The 20403-nt window shown below is 43.8% G+C and carries 18 protein-coding genes; 7 read left to right on the forward strand and 11 right to left on the reverse strand.

Annotated elements, in window-relative coordinates; all coding sequences use genetic code 11:
- The first annotated feature begins 198 nt into the window (after nt 1–198).
- From thrA to hflC, 6 genes are all read left to right on the forward strand, one after another.
- Complete coding sequence (gene thrA, locus AC30SH_RS06950; RefSeq protein ID WP_489582294.1) at nt 199–2646, forward strand: bifunctional aspartate kinase/homoserine dehydrogenase I; 2448 nt, start codon at nt 199–201, stop codon at nt 2644–2646.
- Nucleotides 2647–2658: 12 nt separating this feature from the next.
- On the forward strand, nt 2659–3603 hold the full coding sequence (gene thrB, locus AC30SH_RS06955) for a homoserine kinase (RefSeq protein WP_006717206.1): 945 nt from the start codon (nt 2659–2661) through the stop codon (nt 3601–3603).
- A gap of 62 nt (nt 3604–3665) precedes the next feature.
- Nucleotides 3666–4940 carry a threonine synthase gene (thrC, locus tag AC30SH_RS06960; protein ID WP_314886018.1) on the forward strand — a complete coding sequence of 425 codons (1275 nt, stop codon included), beginning with the start codon at nt 3666–3668 and terminating at the stop codon, nt 4938–4940.
- 57 nt (nt 4941–4997) lie between these two features.
- Entirely contained in the window at nt 4998–5717 is a 720-nt protein-coding gene (locus tag AC30SH_RS06965) for a 4'-phosphopantetheinyl transferase family protein (RefSeq protein WP_314886016.1), read from the forward strand.
- 94 nt (nt 5718–5811) lie between these two features.
- Nucleotides 5812–7077, forward strand: a complete 1266-nt coding sequence (gene hflK / locus AC30SH_RS06970; protein ID WP_314886013.1) for an FtsH protease activity modulator HflK — start codon at nt 5812–5814, stop codon at nt 7075–7077.
- Entirely contained in the window at nt 7077–7964 is an 888-nt protein-coding gene (gene hflC / locus AC30SH_RS06975; RefSeq protein ID WP_006717199.1) for a protease modulator HflC, read from the forward strand. Before hflK ends, hflC begins: the two co-directional genes overlap by 1 nt.
- Nucleotides 7965–8117: 153 nt before the next feature.
- Here hflC and tig read toward each other — a convergent pair whose 3' ends face one another.
- From tig to proC, 4 genes are all read right to left on the reverse strand, one after another.
- On the reverse strand, nt 8118–9416 hold the full coding sequence (gene tig, locus AC30SH_RS06980; protein WP_489582295.1) for a trigger factor: 1299 nt from the start codon (nt 9414–9416) through the stop codon (nt 8118–8120).
- Nucleotides 9417–9580: 164 nt separating this feature from the next.
- Nucleotides 9581–10474, reverse strand: coding sequence for a site-specific tyrosine recombinase XerD (xerD, locus tag AC30SH_RS06985; protein ID WP_489582296.1), 894 nt, complete (start codon nt 10472–10474; stop codon nt 9581–9583).
- Between the two features lie 2 nt (nt 10475–10476).
- Nucleotides 10477–11637: a 3-phenylpropionate MFS transporter gene (locus tag AC30SH_RS06990; RefSeq protein ID WP_489582297.1), complete on the reverse strand. Its 1161-nt coding sequence runs from the start codon at nt 11635–11637 to the stop codon at nt 10477–10479.
- Entirely contained in the window at nt 11637–12452 is an 816-nt protein-coding gene (gene proC, locus AC30SH_RS06995) for a pyrroline-5-carboxylate reductase (RefSeq protein WP_489582298.1), read from the reverse strand. Before proC ends, AC30SH_RS06990 begins: the two co-directional genes overlap by 1 nt.
- 62 nt (nt 12453–12514) lie before the next feature.
- Here proC and rdgC point away from each other — a divergent pair, with 62 nt between their 5' ends.
- Entirely contained in the window at nt 12515–13420 is a 906-nt protein-coding gene (rdgC, locus tag AC30SH_RS07000; RefSeq protein ID WP_489582299.1) for a recombination-associated protein RdgC, read from the forward strand.
- Nucleotides 13421–13493: 73 nt separating this feature from the next.
- Here rdgC and AC30SH_RS07005 read toward each other — a convergent pair whose 3' ends face one another.
- The 7 genes from AC30SH_RS07005 to nrfE form a co-directional block, all read right to left on the reverse strand.
- The gene (locus AC30SH_RS07005; RefSeq protein ID WP_376922231.1) at nt 13494–13787 is read right to left on the reverse strand and encodes a heavy-metal-associated domain-containing protein; all 294 of its coding nucleotides are present in this window, start codon (nt 13785–13787) and stop codon (nt 13494–13496) included.
- 10 nt (nt 13788–13797) lie between these two features.
- Nucleotides 13798–14160: a mercuric transporter MerT family protein gene (locus AC30SH_RS07010; protein ID WP_485862311.1), complete on the reverse strand. Its 363-nt coding sequence runs from the start codon at nt 14158–14160 to the stop codon at nt 13798–13800.
- Entirely contained in the window at nt 14132–15241 is a 1110-nt protein-coding gene (locus tag AC30SH_RS07015) for a transglutaminase-like domain-containing protein (RefSeq protein WP_489582300.1), read from the reverse strand. The genes AC30SH_RS07010 and AC30SH_RS07015 overlap by 29 nt, the downstream gene beginning before the upstream one ends.
- A 239-nt stretch (nt 15242–15480) precedes the next feature.
- Nucleotides 15481–16683: a BaiN/RdsA family NAD(P)/FAD-dependent oxidoreductase gene (locus AC30SH_RS07020; protein ID WP_489582301.1), complete on the reverse strand. Its 1203-nt coding sequence runs from the start codon at nt 16681–16683 to the stop codon at nt 15481–15483.
- Complete coding sequence (gene nrfF / locus AC30SH_RS07025) at nt 16680–17729, reverse strand: heme lyase NrfEFG subunit NrfF (RefSeq protein WP_489582302.1); 1050 nt, start codon at nt 17727–17729, stop codon at nt 16680–16682. Before nrfF ends, AC30SH_RS07020 begins: the two co-directional genes overlap by 4 nt.
- On the reverse strand, nt 17726–18256 hold the full coding sequence (locus AC30SH_RS07030; RefSeq protein WP_489582303.1) for a DsbE family thiol:disulfide interchange protein: 531 nt from the start codon (nt 18254–18256) through the stop codon (nt 17726–17728). The genes nrfF and AC30SH_RS07030 overlap by 4 nt, the downstream gene beginning before the upstream one ends.
- Nucleotides 18249–20159, reverse strand: a complete 1911-nt coding sequence (gene nrfE, locus AC30SH_RS07035) for a heme lyase NrfEFG subunit NrfE (protein ID WP_489582304.1) — start codon at nt 20157–20159, stop codon at nt 18249–18251. Before nrfE ends, AC30SH_RS07030 begins: the two co-directional genes overlap by 8 nt.
- Between the last annotated feature and the right edge of the window lie 244 nt (nt 20160–20403).

Genomic DNA, 20403 nt, shown 5'->3' on the forward strand with positions numbered 1-20403 from the left:
CTATATCCAATTTTTCACCATGTAAAATAAATTATGCGTCAACTTAACCGCACTATTATTATGTCAACCACCATGATTACCATTACGATGATTAATGGGGCGGGCTAGTGCGTTAAGAATAAGATTAATGAACCCGCTTCCTCTATAAAGCGGGTTTTTTTATGCAACTATTTTAAAGATCATACTCAGGAGAATATCATGCGCGTATTAAAATTTGGCGGCACATCATTAGCCAACCCGGAACGTTTTTTACAAGCGGCAGAGCTTATCGAAAAAGCTCATTTGGAAGAACAAGCCGCAGGTGTTTTATCCGCACCGGCTAAAATCACCAATCACCTTGTCGCCCTCTCTGAAAAAGCTAGTTTAAACCAACCTACCGATTCCCATTTCAACGAAGCATTAGATATTTTCTATACCATCATTAACGGCTTACATGCCAAAAACAATAAGTTTGATCTTGCCGGCACCAAACAACTGATTGATCAAGAATTCCAACAAATTGCCTCTTTATTAGAACAAATTCGTGAAGCCGGTAAAGTGGAAGACGCCGTAAAAGCCACCATTGATTGCCGTGGTGAAAAACTCTCTATTGCGATGATGAAAGCCTGGTTTGAAGCCAACGGTTATCGCGTATATGTGATCGATCCGGTGAAGCAATTATTAGCGCAAGGCAGTTATTTAGAATCCTCCGTAGATATTGAAGAATCCACCAAACGTGTGAATGCCAAAGCTATTGAAAAAGATTGTGTAGTGTTAATGGCAGGCTTTACAGCTTGTAATAGTAAAGGCGAATTGGTTTTATTGGGCCGTAATGGTTCTGACTACTCCGCCGCTTGTTTAGCCGCCTGTTTAGGTGCCAGCGTCTGCGAAATTTGGACAGACGTTGACGGCGTTTATACCTGTGACCCACGTTTAGTGCCGGATGCTCGTTTATTGCCAAGCCTGTCTTATCGTGAAGCCATGGAGCTTTCTTATTTTGGTGCTAAAGTAATTCACCCACGCACGATTGGCCCGTTGATGCGTCCGAACATTCCATGCTTAATAAAAAATACCGGCAATCCAACTGCGCCGGGTTCCATTATTGCCGGCAATATCAAATCCGAAGAGTTGCAAGTTAAAGGTATCACTAATTTAGATAATGTTGCTATGTTCAACATCTCCGGCCCGGGCATGCAAGGCATGGTTGGTATGGCGGCGCGTGTCTTTTCTGCGATGTCACAAGCCAATGTGTCAGTGATCTTAATTACCCAATCCTCTTCCGAATACAGCATCAGTTTCTGTGTACCGATTAAATCGGTGGATGTGGCATTAAAAGTATTAGAAAACGAATTTGCACAAGAATTAGCTACACACCAATTAGATAAAATTGATGTGATTAAAGATCTCTCCATTATTTCTGTGGTTGGGGACGGTATGCGAAAAGCCAAAGGCATTGCCGCGCGTTTCTTCTCAGCTTTAGCTCAAGCGAATATCAGTATTAATGCCATTGCGCAAGGCTCTTCCGAGCGTTCCATCTCCGCTGTGGTACCACAAAATAAAGCCATTGAAGCCGTAAAAGCGACCCACCAAGCGTTATTTAATAATAAAAAAATCGTGGAAGTATTTCTCGTTGGCGTCGGCGGTGTCGGCGGCGAATTAATCGAGCAAATCAAACACCAAAAAGAGTATTTAGCAAAGAAGGACATTGAAATCCGTGTCTGTGCATTAGCCAACTCCAATAAAATGTTGCTGAATGAAAACGGCTTAAACTTAGACCATTGGAAAACCAATTTGGAAAATGCCACTCAGCCATCTGATTTTGACGTGTTGTTATCTTTCATTAAATTACATCACGTTGTGAACCCGGTATTTGTAGATTGTACATCGGCAGAATCTTTAGCCAGCTTGTATGAACGCGCATTGGCAGAAGGTTTCCATGTGGTTACTCCGAATAAAAAAGCCAATACCCGTGACTTAACTTACTACCACAAACTGCGCGAACTGGCCCATAAAAACCAACGTAAATTCTTATACGAAACCAACGTAGGTGCAGGCTTACCGGTCATTGAAAACTTACAAAACTTATTAGCCGCCGGCGATGAAGTGGAACGTTTTGACGGGATTTTATCCGGTTCCCTTTCTTTTATTTTCGGCAAATTGGAAGAAGATTTAAGCCTTTCCCAAGCGACCACACTTGCCCGCGAAAAAGGCTTCACCGAACCGGATCCACGCGATGACTTATCCGGTCAGGACGTTGCCCGCAAATTGTTAATTCTTGCTCGAGAAAGCGGCTTAGAACTAGAGTTGTCAGATGTCGAAGTCGAAGGCGTTCTTCCAAAAGGTTTTGCCGAGGGAAAATCTACTGAAGAATTTATGGCGATGTTGCCACAATTAGATGCCGAATTTGCTGCACGTGTCGAAAAAGCCGAAGCGGAAGAAAAAGTTTTACGTTATGTTGGACAAATTGAAAACGGCAAATGCAAAGTGTCTATCATTGCCGTAGGCAAAGATGACCCGCTATACAAAGTAAAAAACGGTGAGAATGCGCTGGCATTTTACACTCGTTATTACCAACCGATTCCGCTATTATTACGCGGTTACGGTGCAGGCAATGCTGTCACTGCTGCCGGCATTTTTGCCGATATTTTAAGAACCTTAAAGCACTAAACGGAGAATGTTATGCTAAGAGTCTATGCGCCGGCCTCCAGTGCCAATATCAGCGTCGGTTTTGATACCTTAGGTGCGGCAATTTCCCCGATTAACGGTTCATTATTAGGCGATGTGGTGCAAATCGAACCTATCGCCGCCGGCTTCGAGTTAGAAAGTGCGGGTTATTTTGTGCGTAAATTACCAAAGGAGCCGCAAAAGAATATCGTTTATCAAGCCTATGTGTTATTCAGTGAACAGCTCAAACTACGTAACACAAAAGTCAAACCGCTGCGCTTAACCTTAGAGAAAAATATGCCTATCGGCTCAGGCTTGGGTTCTAGCGCCTGCTCTATTGTTGCCGCCTTGGTCGCGCTGAATAAATTCCATGACGAACCTTTTTCTAAAATGGAATTGTTAGAAATGATGGGCGAATTGGAAGGACGCATTTCCGGCTCCATTCATTACGACAATGTGGCACCTTGCTACTTGGGTGGCGTGCAATTTATGGTGCAATCGCTCGGCAACATTTGCCAAACCCTGCCGTTTTTTGATCATTGGTATTGGGTCTTGGCGTACCCGGGGATTGAAGTGTCCACTGCGGAAGCCCGAGCAATTTTACCGAAAAGCTATACGCGTCAAGATGTTATTGCACATGGTCGTCATCTGGGTGGTTTCGTGCATGCTTGCCACACACAACAGGAAAATTTAGCCGCCATGATGATGAAAGACGTCATTGCCGAACCTTATCGCGAAGCCTTGTTGCCTAACTTTGCCGAAGTGAAACAAGCGACGCGTGATTTAGGTGCGTTAGCCACCGGAATTTCAGGCTCCGGTCCGACAATCTTTTCCATCGCACCGGACTTGCATATTGCCGGCAAACTTGCCACTTACCTTGAAAATCATTATTTACAAAACAACGAAGGCTTTGTGCACATTTGCAAAGTCGATAATGCCGGCGCAAGAGAGCTTGATTAAAACACCGGAAAAAATCACCGCACTTTTGTCTTAAAGGTGCCAAACAAAAGAACAGGTTTCACATGAATTTATACAACATCAAACACCTCGAAGAACAGGTTAATTTTGCCCAAGCCGTACGCCAAGGGTTAGGCAAAGATCAGGGCTTATTTTTCCCTGAAAACATACCGCACTTAAGCAATATCGATGAACTGTTGGCATTGCCACTGGTTGAACGCAGCCAAAAAATTCTTGGTGCCTTAATCGGTGAGGAAATCCCTCAAGCACAGCTTGAACAAATGGTACGCAACGCCTTCACTTTCCCTGCACCGGTTGCCAACGTGGAAGACAATATTTATGCCTTAGAATTGTTCCACGGCCCAACCCTTGCCTTTAAAGACTTCGGCGGACGCTTTATGGCGCAAGCCCTTGCGACCGTACGCGGTGACGGCAAAATCACGATTCTCACAGCAACGTCCGGTGACACTGGTGCGGCAGTTGCCCATGCGTTCTATGGTTTAGAAAATATCGAGGTGGTGATTTTATACCCGAAAGGCAAAATCAGCCCGTTACAAGAAAAATTATTCTGCACCCTCGGCGGCAATATTCGTACCATCGCAATCAATGCCGATTTCGATGCTTGCCAAGCTTTAGTAAAACAAGCCTTTGATGATGCAGAACTACGCCAAGCCATCGGCTTAAACTCGGCGAACTCCATCAATATCAGCCGTTTATTGGCGCAGGTGTGCTATTACTTTGAAGCGGCGGCACAATTACCAAAAGAACAACGTGAAAACTTGGTGGTTTCCGTGCCAAGCGGCAACTTCGGCAACCTCTCAGCCGGATTAATCGCTAAAACCCTCGGCTTACCGATTAAACGTTTTATCGCTGCCACCAACGCCAACGACACTGTGCCGCGTTATTTACACAGCGGAAACTGGTCACCAAATGCGACCGTCGCCACCCTTTCCAACGCCATGGACGTTTCTCGCCCGAACAACTGGCCTCGCGTGGAAGAATTGTTCAAACGTAACGGTTGGGCATTGACCGAGTTACATTCGGCTGCAATTTCCGATGCACAAACAGAAGATACCTTACGCGCTATGAATCAACTGGGTTATTTATGCGAACCGCATGGCGCTGTGGCCTATGAAGTGTTAAAACAGGATTTACAACCAGGCGAAACCGGCTTATTCCTGTGCACTGCGCATCCGGCAAAATTTAAAGAGTCCGTCGAACGTATTCTGGATTTAACGTTGCCGTTACCGGAAGCGTTGGATAAACACAACAAACTGCCGTTGTTATCCGATGAAATGGAAAACGATTTTGCGCAGTTAAGAGCTTATTTATTGAAATAAGGCGAAAAAGTGCGGTGACAAAATTCAACGGATTTTGGCCGCACTTTTCTTACCACGATGACAACGCTGATCGCTTGGGGAAATATTCACACCCCCTTCCCCTTTCATGACATCCCAGCCGACCTGATTCCGGCAAATTTGCTGACGTTAGGCCACGGCAACCCACGTATGCAGCAACGTTGGCAATGTCGTCGTTTAGCGCATTTCTTGCTGTGGCAATTACTCAAAACAGCAGAAAAACCGACCGCACTTTTAGGGCAAATTTCGCGAACAGAAACTGACCGACCGCAATTTCCCTTTTCTGATTTCGATTTCAATATCAGCCATTCCGGTGATTGGGTGGCAGTGATTTTGCACATCAGCCAACCAGGCGAAAAAAGTGCGGTAGGAATTGATATTGAATCTCCCTGCAAAGAACGTCCTTATTTAGCCCTGCTGGAACATTTTGCTAGCACGGAAGAAATCGACTGGTTTCAACAACAAACTGAACCCCAATCCGCTTTTTACCGCATCTGGTGTTTACGCGAAGCCGTGTTGAAATCCCAAGGCGTGGGCATCGCAAAATTATCAGAAGTCACACATAAGCCGGAAACCTTACACATTTTCTCGGCCCACTGCCCCCGTGGACAGCTGTGTTTTACCGATAAACTTCCTTTTTATCTCGCCTATTTTGTTAACCAAGCACCTATAAAATCGCCCTGTTTTTGGGCTTGGGATGGCGAGCATCTTCAACCTCAAAGGCTTGTGCATAAAATTCACTACAACGTGAATAATTAACCCTTTAAAATCGATAGACTTTCCCATTAATCGTTAGACTTAACACGCGATTTTGTTTAGACTTGCAACAATTTTTTGACAAATGGAGAAAGCAATGTCTTTAAATGGTTCAGATCAAGATCCTTGGGGCAAACCAAAGCAAAACGGGCAATCCTCTGGAAATCAGGGTTCCGATAAAAACGAAGGTCAATCTAACTGGGATCGTTCTTCCAACTCACAAAAAAAGAACGAACAATCACCACCGGACTTAGAAGAGATTTTCAATAACTTATTGAAAAAAATGGGTGGTAAAGGGGCTAAAAACAATCATTCCGGTGCGTCTAACCTACCTTCCGGCTTAGGTAAATTATTACCGATTGCAATTGCAGCCGGCGTAATTATATGGGGCGTCAGCGGTTTCTATACCATCAAAGAAGCAGAACGTGGCGTCGTGCTACGTTTAGGACAATTCCATTCCATTCAACAACCTGGCTTAAACTGGAAACCGACTTTTATTGATCGAGTGATTCCGGTCAACGTTGAGCGTGTACTTGAATTAAGAACACAAGGTTCCATGCTCACCCAAGATGAAAACATGGTGAAAGTGGAAATGACCGTGCAGTATCGAATCCAAAATCCTGAAAAATACCTGTTTAGTGCAATCAATGCCAATGACAGCTTGAATCAGGCTACCGATAGTGCATTACGCTATGTTATCGGCCATATGACAATGAACGATATTTTGACGACAGGTCGTTCCGTCGTACGTGAAAATACTTGGAAAGCGTTAAATCAAATTATTGAACCATATGATATGGGTTTAGAAGTGATTGATGTGAACTTCCAATCTGCACGTCCACCGGAAGAAGTGAAAGAAGCCTTTGATGATGCGATTAAAGCACAAGAAGACGAACAACGTTATATTCGTGAAGCAGAAGCCTATGCGCGTGAGAAAGAGCCAATTGCTCGTGGTAATGCACAACGCATTTTAGAAGAAGCGACAGCCTATAAAGACCGCGTGGTGCTAGATGCTAAAGGGGAAGTGGAACGTTTCCAACCGCTCTTACCTGAGTTTAAAGCGGCACCAACCGTCTTCCGCGAACGCTTATATATTCAATCCATGGAAAAAGTCATGGCAAATACACCAAAAGTCATGTTGGATTCCGGCAATGGAAATAACTTAACCGTATTACCTTTAGAACAATTGTTAAAAGGTAAAAAGTCCACTGGCTCGAACGGTAGTGCTAATGTAAGTGAATCCAATGAAACACAACAAAGTGCGGTAACTTCTGTACCTGTTTCACGCACGCATGAGCAAACAGCACCACTTAGACCAATGGAATCGCGTACCGACAATGGTCGCCAAGGGAGGATTAACTAATGCGTAAATTTTTATTACCTGTCATTTTCGTGCTTATCGCGGTGCTTTATTCCAGCATTGTGGTTGTCAGTGAAGGTACGCGTGGCATTATGTTACGCTTTGGCAAAGTGCAACGCGATGCCGATAATAAAGTGGCTATTTATACACCGGGATTACATTTCAAAATCCCTTTTATTGATAATTTGAAAGCGCTAGATGCCCGTATTCAAACCCTAGACGGACAAGCGGATCGTTTTGTCACCGTAGAGAAAAAAGACCTTTTGGTAGATTCCTACGTGAAATGGCGTATTAACGATTTCGGTCGTTTCTTTACCACCACCGGTGGTGGCGACTACGCACAAGCAGCCAATTTATTACGCCGTAAAGTTAACGATCGTTTGCGTTCTGAAATCGGTTCCCGCACCATTAAAGACATCGTTTCAGGTACACGTGGTGAACTCATGGCTGGGGCTAAAAATGCGCTCAATAGTGGACAAGACAGCACTGCTGAATTGGGAATTGAAGTACTAGACGTACGTATCAAGCAAATTAACTTGCCGGATGAAGTGTCTTCTTCTATTTACCAACGTATGCGTGCAGAACGTGATGCAGTTGCTCGCGAACACCGTTCACAAGGTAAAGAAAAAGCAGCCTTTATCCAAGCTGATGTAGATCGTAAAGTCACATTGATCATTGCCAACGCAGAAAAAACAGCGCAAGAATTACGCGGTGAGGGCGATGCTACTGCAGCCAAAATCTTTGCAGATGCCTTTGGTAAAGAACCGGAATTTTATAGCTTCATTCGTAGTCTTAAAGCCTATGAAAGCAGCTTCTCTAATTCTGATAACTTGTTGATTTTAAAACCGGACAGTGATTTCTTCCGTTTCATGCAATCACCAAGTAAGTAATGTTCTAATAGAAAAAAGGGTATCTGAAGATACCCTTTTTTATTGCCTCAAAGCCTAATGCTAATATTCATAAGGCAAAAAAATACCCCGACTTTCATCGAGGTATTCAACTAAAAAACACTTAAAAGATTAACCGCACTTCGCGGAGAATCATTAAGCTTGTGGATTCATGATCTCATCGAAAGTCGCCGCTTTTTCGGTCACTTGTGCTTTCGCTAACACGGCATCAACCGCTTGCTCTTCTAATACTACGTTACGAATGTTATTCATTAATTCGTTGTTTTTGCTGTAGTATTCAACCACTTCCGCCGGTTGTTCATAAGCAGACGCGATTTCTTCGATCATCGCTTTAGCGCGTTCTTCATCTGCTTTTAATTCGTTAGAAGAGATAACTTGCGCTAATAATAGACCAACTAATACGCGACGTTTAGCTTGTTCTTCAAACAATTCGCGTGGTAATTGTGCTGCTTGTTGTGCATTGCCACCAAAACGTTGTGCTGCTTGTTGACGCAATACGTCAATTTCTTGTTCAACTGCAGAACTTGGCACATCAATTTGGTTTTGTTCTACTAAACCGTCAATCACTTGAGTTTTCACACGAGTGGTTAACGCGTTTTTCAATTCACGTTGCATGTTTTTACGAATTTCATTGCGTAAATCTGCAACGGATTTGGTATTTGGACCAAATTTTGCAACAAACTCATCGGTTAATTCCGGTAATACCATCACTTCAACTTTCTTCAACGTAATGTCAAATTTCGCCGCTTTACCTTTTAAGTTTTCAGCGTGATATTCTTCCGGGAAAGTCACATCAATAGTGAATTTGTCACCGGCTTTGTGGCCAACGATGCCCTCTTCAAAGCCTGGGATCATACGACCTTGACCCATGAATAAAACAAAATCGGATGCTTTGCCGCCTTCAAATTCTTCGCCGTCAACAGAACCCACGAAGTCAATAGTTACGCGATCTTCTGCTTTCGCTGCGTCTTGGGTTTCAGTCCAAGTTGCTTGTTGTTTACGTAACACTTCAACCATCTTGTCAACATCTGCTTCAGAGATTTCAACAACCGGTTTTTCTACTTTGATATTTTCTAAGCCTTTTAATTCAACTTCAGGGTACACTTCAAAGGTTGCGCTGAATTTTAATTCTTTGCCTTCTTCAAATTGTTCAACAGTGAAACTTGGACGACCTGCTAGGTTAATTTTGTTTTCGATAACCGCTTGGAAGAAATGGTTTTGTAATAAATCACCTAAAATGTCTTGACGAACAGAAGCGCCGAAACGTTTTTCAATGATGTGTGGAGGGACTTTACCTTTACGGAAGCCGTCAACACGTGCGTTTTTAGCAACGCGTTTTAATTCTTCGCGGATAGCTTGAACAACGGTTTCAGCCGGAACGGTGATGGTTACACGACGCTCTAAACCTTGAGTCGTTTCAATATTTAATGACATTATGATGTTACCTCAAATTGATGCACTCGGCGAATGCTCACACCGAACACGTTATTAATAGAAAATAAGACGATGAATTATAACGGGACAAAGCCTTTCAGTCGAGGAAATGCAGGATAAAAGCGCATAATTGATTAAAAAACGCTCGATTTATCTACACAAAATTAACCACGTGGATGATAGCGTTCGTGCAAACGTTTCAAGCGCTCTTTCGCCACATGGGTATAAATCTGTGTCGTCGATAAATCGCTATGCCCCAACAACATTTGTACCACGCGCAAATCTGCACCGTGATTCACCAAATGGGTGGCAAAGGCATGGCGCAAAACGTGTGGCGACAACATATCGCTGTCAATTTCCGCCAGCACCGCATAATGCTTGATCCGATGCCAAAAAGTCTGCCGTGTCATTTGCGTACCGCGGCGGCTAGGAAATAGCACGTCGGAACTTTGTCCATCCAATAGAATCGGCCGGGCAAACAGCATAAATTGCTTCACCCAATGGGTTGCCTCCTCTCCCATCGGCACAATACGTTCTTTATTACCTTTGCCGATGACCCGCACCACGCCTTGATTCAAACTAATGCTATCGGTATGCAGTGAAACCAATTCCGTCACCCGCAATCCCGTGGCATACAACAACTCCAACATCGCCTTGTCGCGTAGTTCAATCGGCTGTTCCAAACTTTGCACATTCAGCAAATCCGTGACTTGTTGTTCGGTTAAATACTTCGGCAAACGGCTTGGTAATTTGGGCGAACTTAACACCGCACTTGGATCGTCGGTGCGGTATTTTTCTTGATACAAATATTGGAAAAGCTTTCGAATAGCACTCAATAATCGCGCCGTGCTGGTGGCTTTATACCCTTGCTCTACCCGCTCACCGAGAAACGTTTGAAGATCGACCGAATCCAAACCGAGCAGTGACAGTTTGCGCTCACCAATCCAATCACAAAGTGCGGTGAGATCCAAACGATAAGATTGCACGGTATTGGGCGACAAGCCTTTGCCTATCCATAATTCATTCAAAAATAAATCGAGCAAAGTAAGATCATTCATGTTTAGCCCCGATGCAGTAAAAAGGCTTCCACTTTACGTGGCGTCACCACGAACGCCAATGCCGCAATGATCGCCATTAAGACAAAGGTCATTGAGGGGGAATACGGGTAAATCACACCGCTCAATGCAGTCAAAATCGCCACCATGGCGCTGTTTGAAATGCCGTTATACAACGCTTGTAGTTTGGAAATGTGCGACTGCGGTTGCGTGGTGATATAGCGCACCATGCCGTAATGCGCCACCGCGTACGTTAGACTGTGAAGTAATTGCAAAAGCCCGATGAGCCAAACCTCACTTGTGCCAGCAAGCCCCGCCCAGCGCACAATGCACGCCAAGGTCGCCAAATGAAAAAGAGTGCTGACCTTCCAGTTTTGCAGTAAACGGCGAGAAAAGAAAAACAGCAAAATTTCGGCAATCACACCTAGGCCCCATAGTAAGCTGGTCTGCGAAACGGAAATCCCAAGACTTGTCCAATACAACACACTATAAACATAATAGGCGGCATGTGAGCCCTGAATTAAAGACGAAGCCAACAAAATCCGCAAGGTTGTTTTGTTTTTTAATAAATCCCAATAACCTACATTCGTGGTAGCCTGTTCCGAGAGTTCATCTTGCGGGGGAATTGTTGGTGTTACGCACTGCATCACCGAATATGCCAATAAAAGTGCGGTCAAAATCCAGACAATATTTTGCTCACCGAAAAAGCCAATCACATTGCCAAATAAGGTTACGCCCACCACAAAGGCAAGGGATCCAATGAGCCGAGCCTTACCGTAATCCAACTGAATTTGTCGTTGCCAAGTACTTGCTAAAGAATCCGTAATCGGCATGCCTGCCGCATTGACCATGGCAAATAAGCCGATAGCAGAAAATAACAACCAAAAATTCTCCGCGACAACACTTAAACCGGCCATAATCAATGCACTGGCAAGCGCCAAGACACGCAAAGAATTGATCAACTGTGAAGAGCGTTTAATTAAACCGGAAAAAAACAAACCGCCGACAAAGCGAAAGACATAAGCACTTGCCAACACCATGCCGATAAGCTCTTCGCCATAATGTTGCGACTTCAACCAAACAGGGAAAAAGGGGATAAAAACGCCATACGCGCAGTAATACCCGAAAAAGCTCAAAGCGAGCCAAGTAAAAGGACGAACAAGCATTAGAATAAGGTTTCCATTTCTTTAGAACGTGCGACACAAGCTTGCATAGCCCGTTGCACGATGTCATTAAATTGATGTTGATTCAACACATTCAGTGCAGCTGCCGTTGTGCCGCCTTTGGACGTCACATTTTGGCGCAATGTCGATAAATCTACCTGCGGATTTTCCACCACCATTTTGGCTGAACCTAACATCGCTTGCTGTACTAATTCGCGAGCATTGTCTGCAGACAATCCCATGTCAATCAGGCTTTGTTGCATGGCTTCTAAAAATTGAAAAAAATACGCTGGACTACTGCCAGACGCGGCTGTAACCGCATGCATGTGCTCTTCCGATGCCACCCAAAGGGTTTTGCCTACGGCAGACAACAAATCTTGCGCAAAAGTGCGGTCGTTTTCTGAGGTGTTTTTTACCGCAAATAATCCTGCCATGCCCTCGCCTACTAAAGCCGGTGTATTTGGCATCGCACGCACAGTAGATTGGGAGGTTGGCAAAAGCGCAGTCAATCTTGCCACGGAAATACCCGCAGCAATCGAAATGAGTAATTTATCAGAAAAATCCACCGCACTTAAAGGCGCACAAACGTCGGCTAATACTTGCGGTTTTACGGCTAACAATACGACCTCTGCCTGCGCGACGGCGGCGACATTATCCGTTGAAGTGTGTACCCCTTTTTGCGCAAATAAAGCACGTTTTTCTTCATTCGGATCGCACACAATAATTTTATCGGCAGGATAAGCTTGTTTTAATAAGCCGAACACGATGGCTTGTGCCATATTGCCGCCACCAATAAAACACACCAATTTATGTTGCATATTTCACCTTTAAGTAAGTTACAATAGCGCACATTTTACCTGATTAAGCATAAGGATCTACCATGTTTTGGTTCAAAAACGCCATGATTTACCGTCTGACTAAATCCCTTGATTGGTCGGCACAACCCCTCTCCACCGCCCTTGGAAACAATCAATATCACCCTTGCCATCAATCAGAACAAAGCAAATTTGGTTGGTCTGAACCGCTCAAAGGCAGTGAACTTTTATATTTTGTCGTCGGAAAACAGATTTTATTGTTGGCCCAAAAAGAAGAGAAAATTTTACCCTCTCATGTGGTGAAACGTGAATTAGACGCACGCGTAGAAAAACTCGAACAGGCGGAAAATCGTAAGCTGAAAAAAGTAGAAAAACAGACCTTAAAAGACGACGTGATTGCGACCTTATTGCCGCGCACATTCAGCAAATATCAACAAACCGCCATTTGGATTGATTCGGAAAAGAATTTGGTTTATGTGGACGCTGCCTCAGCAAAACGTGCAGAAGAGGTGCTAGCGCTGTTACGCAAATCCTTAGGGTCTCTGCCGGTGGTGCCGCTTACTTTTGCCAATGATCCGGCGCTTATCATGCAAAACTGGATCGCCCAGGAAAATACACCGGAATGGCTCGTACCGTTGGAAGAGGCGGAATTACGCGATAGCCAAACGAACGGTGTCATTCGTTGCAAACAACAAGCGTTAGACAGTGAAGAGATTCTTTCCTTGGTTCATTCTAAATTCGTCACCAAACTGGCACTGGAATGGGAAGAGCGTCTGTCATTTGTATTAAACGAAGATTGCAGCCTGAAGCGCTTGAAATTTGCTGATCAAATTCGAGAGAAAAATGACGATATTTTGAAAGAAGACTATGCCCAACGCTTTGATGCAGATTTTGTATTAATGACCGGCATTTTGAGTCAACTCACAGAAAATCTATTGCACGACTTCGGCGGAGAAAAAGAGCGGTTGTAATTCACAGAGAATTAACTCGCTGATTGCAGAAATCATAGAATCAAAAAGGGCTATTTAAACTAGCCCTTTATTTTTATTGAACAACTTCTGCCGTGTAATTTAACTTATGAATCGCGTTAATCAACTGTTCATCGGTCACTTTAGGATCTTCTACCACAGTAACCATGCCATCTTTAATAGAGGCTTTGGTGGAAATCACGCCGTCAATATTACGCAATTCTTTGTTCACCAAATAAGCACAAAGCTGGCAATTCATTTCTTTCACTTTCAGGACAATTTTCTTTTCTGCTTGTACGGGCGCTTCTTCTGCGTGCGCAAAAGACAGGGCAAATAAAGAGAGCAAAAGTGCGGTACATAATTTTTTCATTTTTTCGTTCCTAATCAGTTAACGCTAATATCCACGGTAAAACCGTTGGGTAGGTTAAGAAAAACAGCATAATGATAAACACAATCCAATACAACACTATGAGCTTTTTACGGGAAATGTATTTGCTGCAAATGATTTTTTTAGAAAACATTAACAACCAAAAGCCGTAAGCAAAAGCACACAATGACACAATAAGCATAGGTATGCGTAAATAATCATACTCACCAAAACCAATAAGCCAGGTAGATGACACGCCAAAGAGCAAATAAATCAAAGGTGCGATACAGCACAAGGTGGAAGCCACCGCAGCACTCAACGCGGTGGCAATCGCAACCCAAAAAGATTTATTGGAGTTTTTTGGAGACGTAGTCATATTTAAATGCTTTCGGATCAAAGGAATCTAGCGGATCGCCACCCACTTCAGCATACGGATAGCCAAAGTTGTTGATTGGTGCCAATTCCGGTTGTGGATATAACTCGAAGTCGCGTGCGTGATTAAAGCCGACCCAATTGGCTTCCCAGTTACCGAATAAATATTTCGCGACCGCTTGAGTGTCTTTATCTTCCACGGATTTTTTCTCTGCTAAACGCATTTTTGCCACATCAGCAGAATCTACCGGCACCCAACCGAAGCCGGCAAGATAAAATTCTGCACGACAGTGTTGACCGCCACTCACATTCGCCACACCATGTTCATCTGCGCTGCCGAATGCACCTTTGGAATATTTCCCCATTTTCTCCGCCGCACCTAAACGAATGCCGAAAATTTCACGGGCTGGAATTCCCGCGGCGCGAGCAAGTGCAACAAAAACAGAGTTAATGTCAGTACATTTGCCTTTTAAGACACCGGTGGTTAAGATTTTTTCCACATCGCCATCACCGCAACCTAAAACGGAATTATCACGTTCCATGTTAGCCACAATCCATTGATGAATTAATTCTGCCTTTTTCAGCGGATTGGTTTCAGAACCCACGATTTTATCCGCAAATTGTTTCACAATACCGTCAATTTTAATGTGTTGTGTTGGTTTTAAATATTCTTGTACATCGACGGAATACTGAATGTCTTTCGGTGGTATGTAGTTATCCAAAGCACCTTTTACCATCGGCTCGCGATCTTTAGTTTCAATCACCATGGTGACTTTCAAATCACGTTTTTGCGCCTCTTTATCCCATGTGGCAAACAAGGTTTTTGCGCCGTATTTGTTGTTTTCAGTCACATAGGCATCTAAATAATTGCCTTCAAAGTGAAGGGATTTAACCTGTTGATATTCGCCGTTAAATGGCAATGGCACCCACAAATTTGCCTGTCCTTGCGAACCTTTCGGCGCAATTAAGTCGTAAGTTTGGGTGAATTCATACAGATGAGAATCGGTATTATAATTAGGTAGAGAGGTATTGGCGTAAGCCATTGCGCTGCAAGAAAGCACTGCAGTTGCGATAAGATGCTTCATCCAGAAGACTCCTTAAATTAGATTGGAAGTTAAACTTAACATAAATCCACCGAAGTGAATGTGAACTATACTAATGAATTTCAGTAGGAAGCTCAATGCAAACTTAGATTATTTTTAAAAAGGGAAACTGAGGTGAAAATTTATTCGCAATTAAAAATTCAAACGTATTGAGGCATTCTAGTTGCATTGGCAACATTCAAAACATTATTTTTTGCGACCGCACTTTAGAAGGAGCAACGTCATTCTTTTGATTTTGCCGCAATTCCTTGCGCACAGGCATAGGCAGAACTCCACGCCCACTGGAAATTGTAACCGCCAAGCCAGCCGGCAACATCTAATACTTCGCCGATAAAATACAAGCCTTGCACTTTATTGCTTTCCATGGTTTTGGAGGAAATGTCATGAGTATCCACGCCACCCATGGTCACTTCTGCAGTACGATAGCCTTCTGTGCCATTCGGCACAAACTGCCAGTGGTGGATTAAATTCACCAAATTTTCTAACCGCACTTTACTTAATTGGGCAATAGCTTCGTCTTGTATAAAGCCTTTTTCAAGCCATAATTCCACCAATTTTTTGGGTAATAAACGGCTTAATACGGTTTTTAACTGTAATTTCGGTGAAGATTGGCGCAGTTCGTTTAAATGATGATGAATATCGTTATAAGGCAATAAATCAAGATGAATGCTTTCGCCCGGTTGCCAATAGTTAGAAATTTGCAAAATCGCCGGTCCGGATAAACCACGATGGGTAAAAAGCATTTGGTGGGTAAAGGTTTTGTGTTGATTGGTCGCGGCAACATCTAAGGAAATACCAGATAACGCCGCATAAAACTTATCGCATTCGCGCCAAGTAAAAGGCACTAAACTCGCACGTGGCGCAATCACGCGAATGCCGAATTGCTCGGCGATTTGATAACCCAAAGGCGTTGCGCCCAAGCCCGGCATAGATAAACCTCCGGTGGCAACAACTAAATGCGTACAATGCAAGGTTTCTCCGTTTGCCACGACAGAAAATCCGTTTTCCGTTTTTGCCACAGCAGAAATGCTTTGCCGTAAGGCAATCTCCACGCCGTATTTTTGACATTCCGTCAGTAGCATATTGACGATATCTTCTGCCCCGTTATCACAAAACAGCTGGCCGAGCTCTTTTTCGTGATAAGGAATGCCATACTCCGCCACTAAACCGATAAAATCCCATTGAGTAAAGCGTTTTAAAGCGGATTTCACAAAATGCGGATTTTGGCTGAGATAACGACCTGAAGAAAGCTCCATATTGGTGAAATTACAAAAACCACCGCCGGACATTAAAATTTTCCGCCCTGCTTTTTTGCCGTTATCTAAAATTCTGACTTTGCCACCGCACTTTGCCAGTTGTGCTGCACAAAACAAGCCTGCCGCTCCGGCTCCGATAATGAGTGTTTCAATGGCATGGTGGCTCACTGCAACTCTCCTTTTTGCATGAAATCGACCATTTTCATTTTCTGAATGGTGGCGCGACGATCCACTGCAGAATTGCCGGAATCCAAAATTTGCTGCCAATAATCAAGTGCGGTGGAATAATCGCGCATTTTGAACGCTTCTGCTGCCAACAACGATAAGGCAGAAACTTCTTTTGGATCTTGTGCTAACGCCTCATCCAAGAATTGTTGAACTTGTGGTGTAATCTGTTGATTCGCTTGAAGATATAATGCTGTCGCCATCAGCCCTCGCGTAGTCGGCTTACGACCATCAATTTTTTCGGCGTTGCCATAACAAACCAGAGCGCTGTCGAAATCGTTATTTTGCATATATGCGTCACCCAGCTTCACCCAGTTTTCTGCACTATTCGGATCTTGGCGTAATTTATCCTGAATTTTGCCGATAATCACCTCGGTTTTATTTTCTTCCGTCGTTTCAAGTTGCTGATTATGTTGTGCAATTTGTTCCTGTTCACCTTGCTGTACACGAGAAAAGCGTTCCAAAGAAAAATAATACGCAAAAGGAATGGCAAGCAATAAAGCAAAAACGATCAATGCCGATTTAAGTTCAAATTTGACCGCACTTTTCTCTTGTAAGGTTTGAAAGTGCGGTCGATTTTCCACCTGTTTTTCCGGTTCAAGCGGTGATGAACCACGACTGGAAACCCAAATCAACCCAAATGCTGCCAGCAACAAGCCTATCGGTAATAACCAAAGCAATGCGGTATTCCATTGGAACGGCGGCTTATAATTGACGAAGTTCCCAAAACGCGATGTCATGGAATCAATAATTTGCTGATTGGTTTTGCCTTCATTCACCATGTTATACACTTCAATACGCAAGTCGTAAGCAATCGGTGAATTAGACTCTACTAAATTTTGGTTTTGACATTGCGGACAACGCAAAGATTTCGCTAATTCCACGGCGCGGGTACGCTCCGCCTGGTTATGAAATTCAAAGGTATCCACCATTTCAGCAATGGCATTGACACTGATAAATAAAAAAATTAACGCGAAAAATCGTTTCATGGTTGTAATAGCTGGTTAAGTTGAGGCACGAAAGTTTTTTGCCAAGTTTCCCGATCTAATAAGCCGGAATGACGGTAACGGATAATGCCGTTGGCATCCACTAAATAGGTTTCCGGCGCACCATCCACACCGAGTTTTAACGCCAATTCGCCACGGCTGTCATCAATGACTAAGGTGTAAGGATTGCCCATATGTTGCAACATCGCAATACCATTTTGTGGTTTGTCGCGATAGTCCACGCCCACGATAGGAATCTCTTTTGCTAACTCAAGCAATAATGGGTGCTCTTGCTGACAATAACTGCACCAGCTTCCCCAAATATTAAGTAAAAATGGGCGTTTCGGAAAATCTTTTGGGCTAAGCGTTTGACGATTATCCAATAAATTTGCCTGATAAAACTCAGGCACAGGCTTATCAATTAACGCAGAGGCGATTTTTTTCGGATCTTGGTGCAACCCTGCTAACAATAAAACACATACGCCAAGTAACAATACTAACGGCAGGAAGAAAATCACTTTTCTATTCATCACGTTTTCCTCTTCGCTTCGTGGTCAATACAGAACACAATGCACCCAATGCCATCAATATACCGCCAAACCATAACCAACGAATCAGCGGTTTGTAATGAAGACGGAACGTAAACTCACCCTTGCCAAGCGGATCGCCCATAACAATATATAAATCGCCCCAAAAACCGCCAGACAGCCCTACTTCACTCATGGTCATGGTACGCACATCATAATAACGGCGTTCCGGCTGTAATTCGGCATACGGCTTACCGTTTTCTGCCACGCTAAACGTTGCCACTTCAGCCGTAAAATTCGGGCCGATTTCATTGGAAAATCGTTCATAGTGAAAATTAAATGCACCGAGTTGTTGGCTTTGTTGCGGCGATAAACGTACACCAATTTCACTACCGAAATAACTGCTCATGACGGCGCCCATTGTGGCAATGGCCACACCGCTATGCGCAAAAATCATCGCATAGTGAGAAAGGCCTAACTTTCGCCAATTTTGCCACAACGTCGCCAATAACAACCAAATCGCTAAGGTGAGTAGGAAATAGGCTGTCCATTTGAACTGTAATGCACTGTCATTTTGCATAACGTGGCGAATGGCTAAATAGGCAAGCAACAAAGAGGGCAACAATAACGCCGTACGTTTTAATAAAATGCGTTTATCCGCCTTTGCCCAATGCAAGCCGAGCGAAATCACCATGGCAATTAACACCAAGGCAATCAGCGGAAGGAAAATACTGTTGAAGTAAGGCGCACCAACAGAAATAGAGCCCCAATTCATGGCTTGGAATAACATTGGATAGAAAGTGCCGAGAAACGTGCTGACAGTAGCGATGCTCAATAAAACATTCAAAAAAAGCACCGCACTTTCCTTGGAAAGCAAGGTTAATTTCACAGCTTGTTGCTGCATATTGGCTTTGAAAGCAAACAAACCGAGCGCCCCGACAGTCAACAGGAAGAAAATCACAAGCAATGCGGTGCCTCGCTGGCTATCGACTGCGAAAGCATGTACAGATGTCAATGCACCTGAGCGCACGATAAAGGTGCCGAGTACACTGAACGCGAACGCTAACAATGAGAAAAGCGTTGTCCAATAATTAAAGATGCCCCGTTTTTCACTGACAATTAAACTATGTAACAACGCTAAACCTAATAACCAAGGCATTAATGACGCGTTTTCTACCGGGTCCCAGAACCACCAGCCGCCCCAGCCGAGTTCGTAATATGCCCACCATGCCCCTAGCACGATGCCTAAGGTTAAAAACAACCAAGAGACCAATACCCAAACTCGCATCACGCGGGCAATTTGGCTTTCTAAATGTTGATGTAACAAGGCGCTAACACTCAGGGCAAAATTTACCGCGAAGCCAACATAGCCGAGATACAACAACGGTGGGTGAAAAATCAGCCCCACATCCTGCAACATCGGGTTCAGATCACGCCCTTCCAAGGGTGCGGGAAAGAGGCGTCCATACGGATTAGAAAAGAAAACGATAAAGACAGCAAAGCTAAAACAAATTAAGCCTAAAATCACCAAGCTTTGTGCCACAAAAGTGCGGTCATTTTTTCGATTAAATAATGCAAACAGCACAACCCAAACGGAAAGTGAAAAAAGCCAGAACAACATGGATCCTTCATGCCCGCCCCAAGTTGCCGCAATTTTAAAGAACGTTGGCAATTGAGAATTCGAATGGGCGGCAACATATTCCAAGGTAAAATCATCGACCGCAAAGGAATACGCCAAGATAGAAATCGCGGCTAACGTAAATAAGCCAAAGCAATAGCTTAATCCCCAAGCTAATTGAGTCAGTGCCGGCTTACGCAGCCAAAACCCAAGTTGTGGAACAACGGCAAGCAGCAACGCGCTCATCGTAGCAAGAAGAAGAGAAAGAAAGCCTAGTTCGGGGATCATAAAATAATCTCGTGTTTTAGATTGTCATGTTGGTTTTGTGGATGAGCACTTCAGGTTTCGCTTGCATTTTATACTGCCTCTTTAATAAAGAAGAAGTTAAGAGGAGATATTGACGATATTAAACAACCCATAAGGTTGAAATCACTTCTGCCAAATCTCCCCTTTTCCTCTTTGCTAAAGAGGGGAAAGTGAGATAAAAACGTTTAAAATGTTAACCGCACTTTACTCGTAGAAAAAACAAATC

It is taken from the genome of Aggregatibacter sp. HK296, assembly GCF_980469475.1.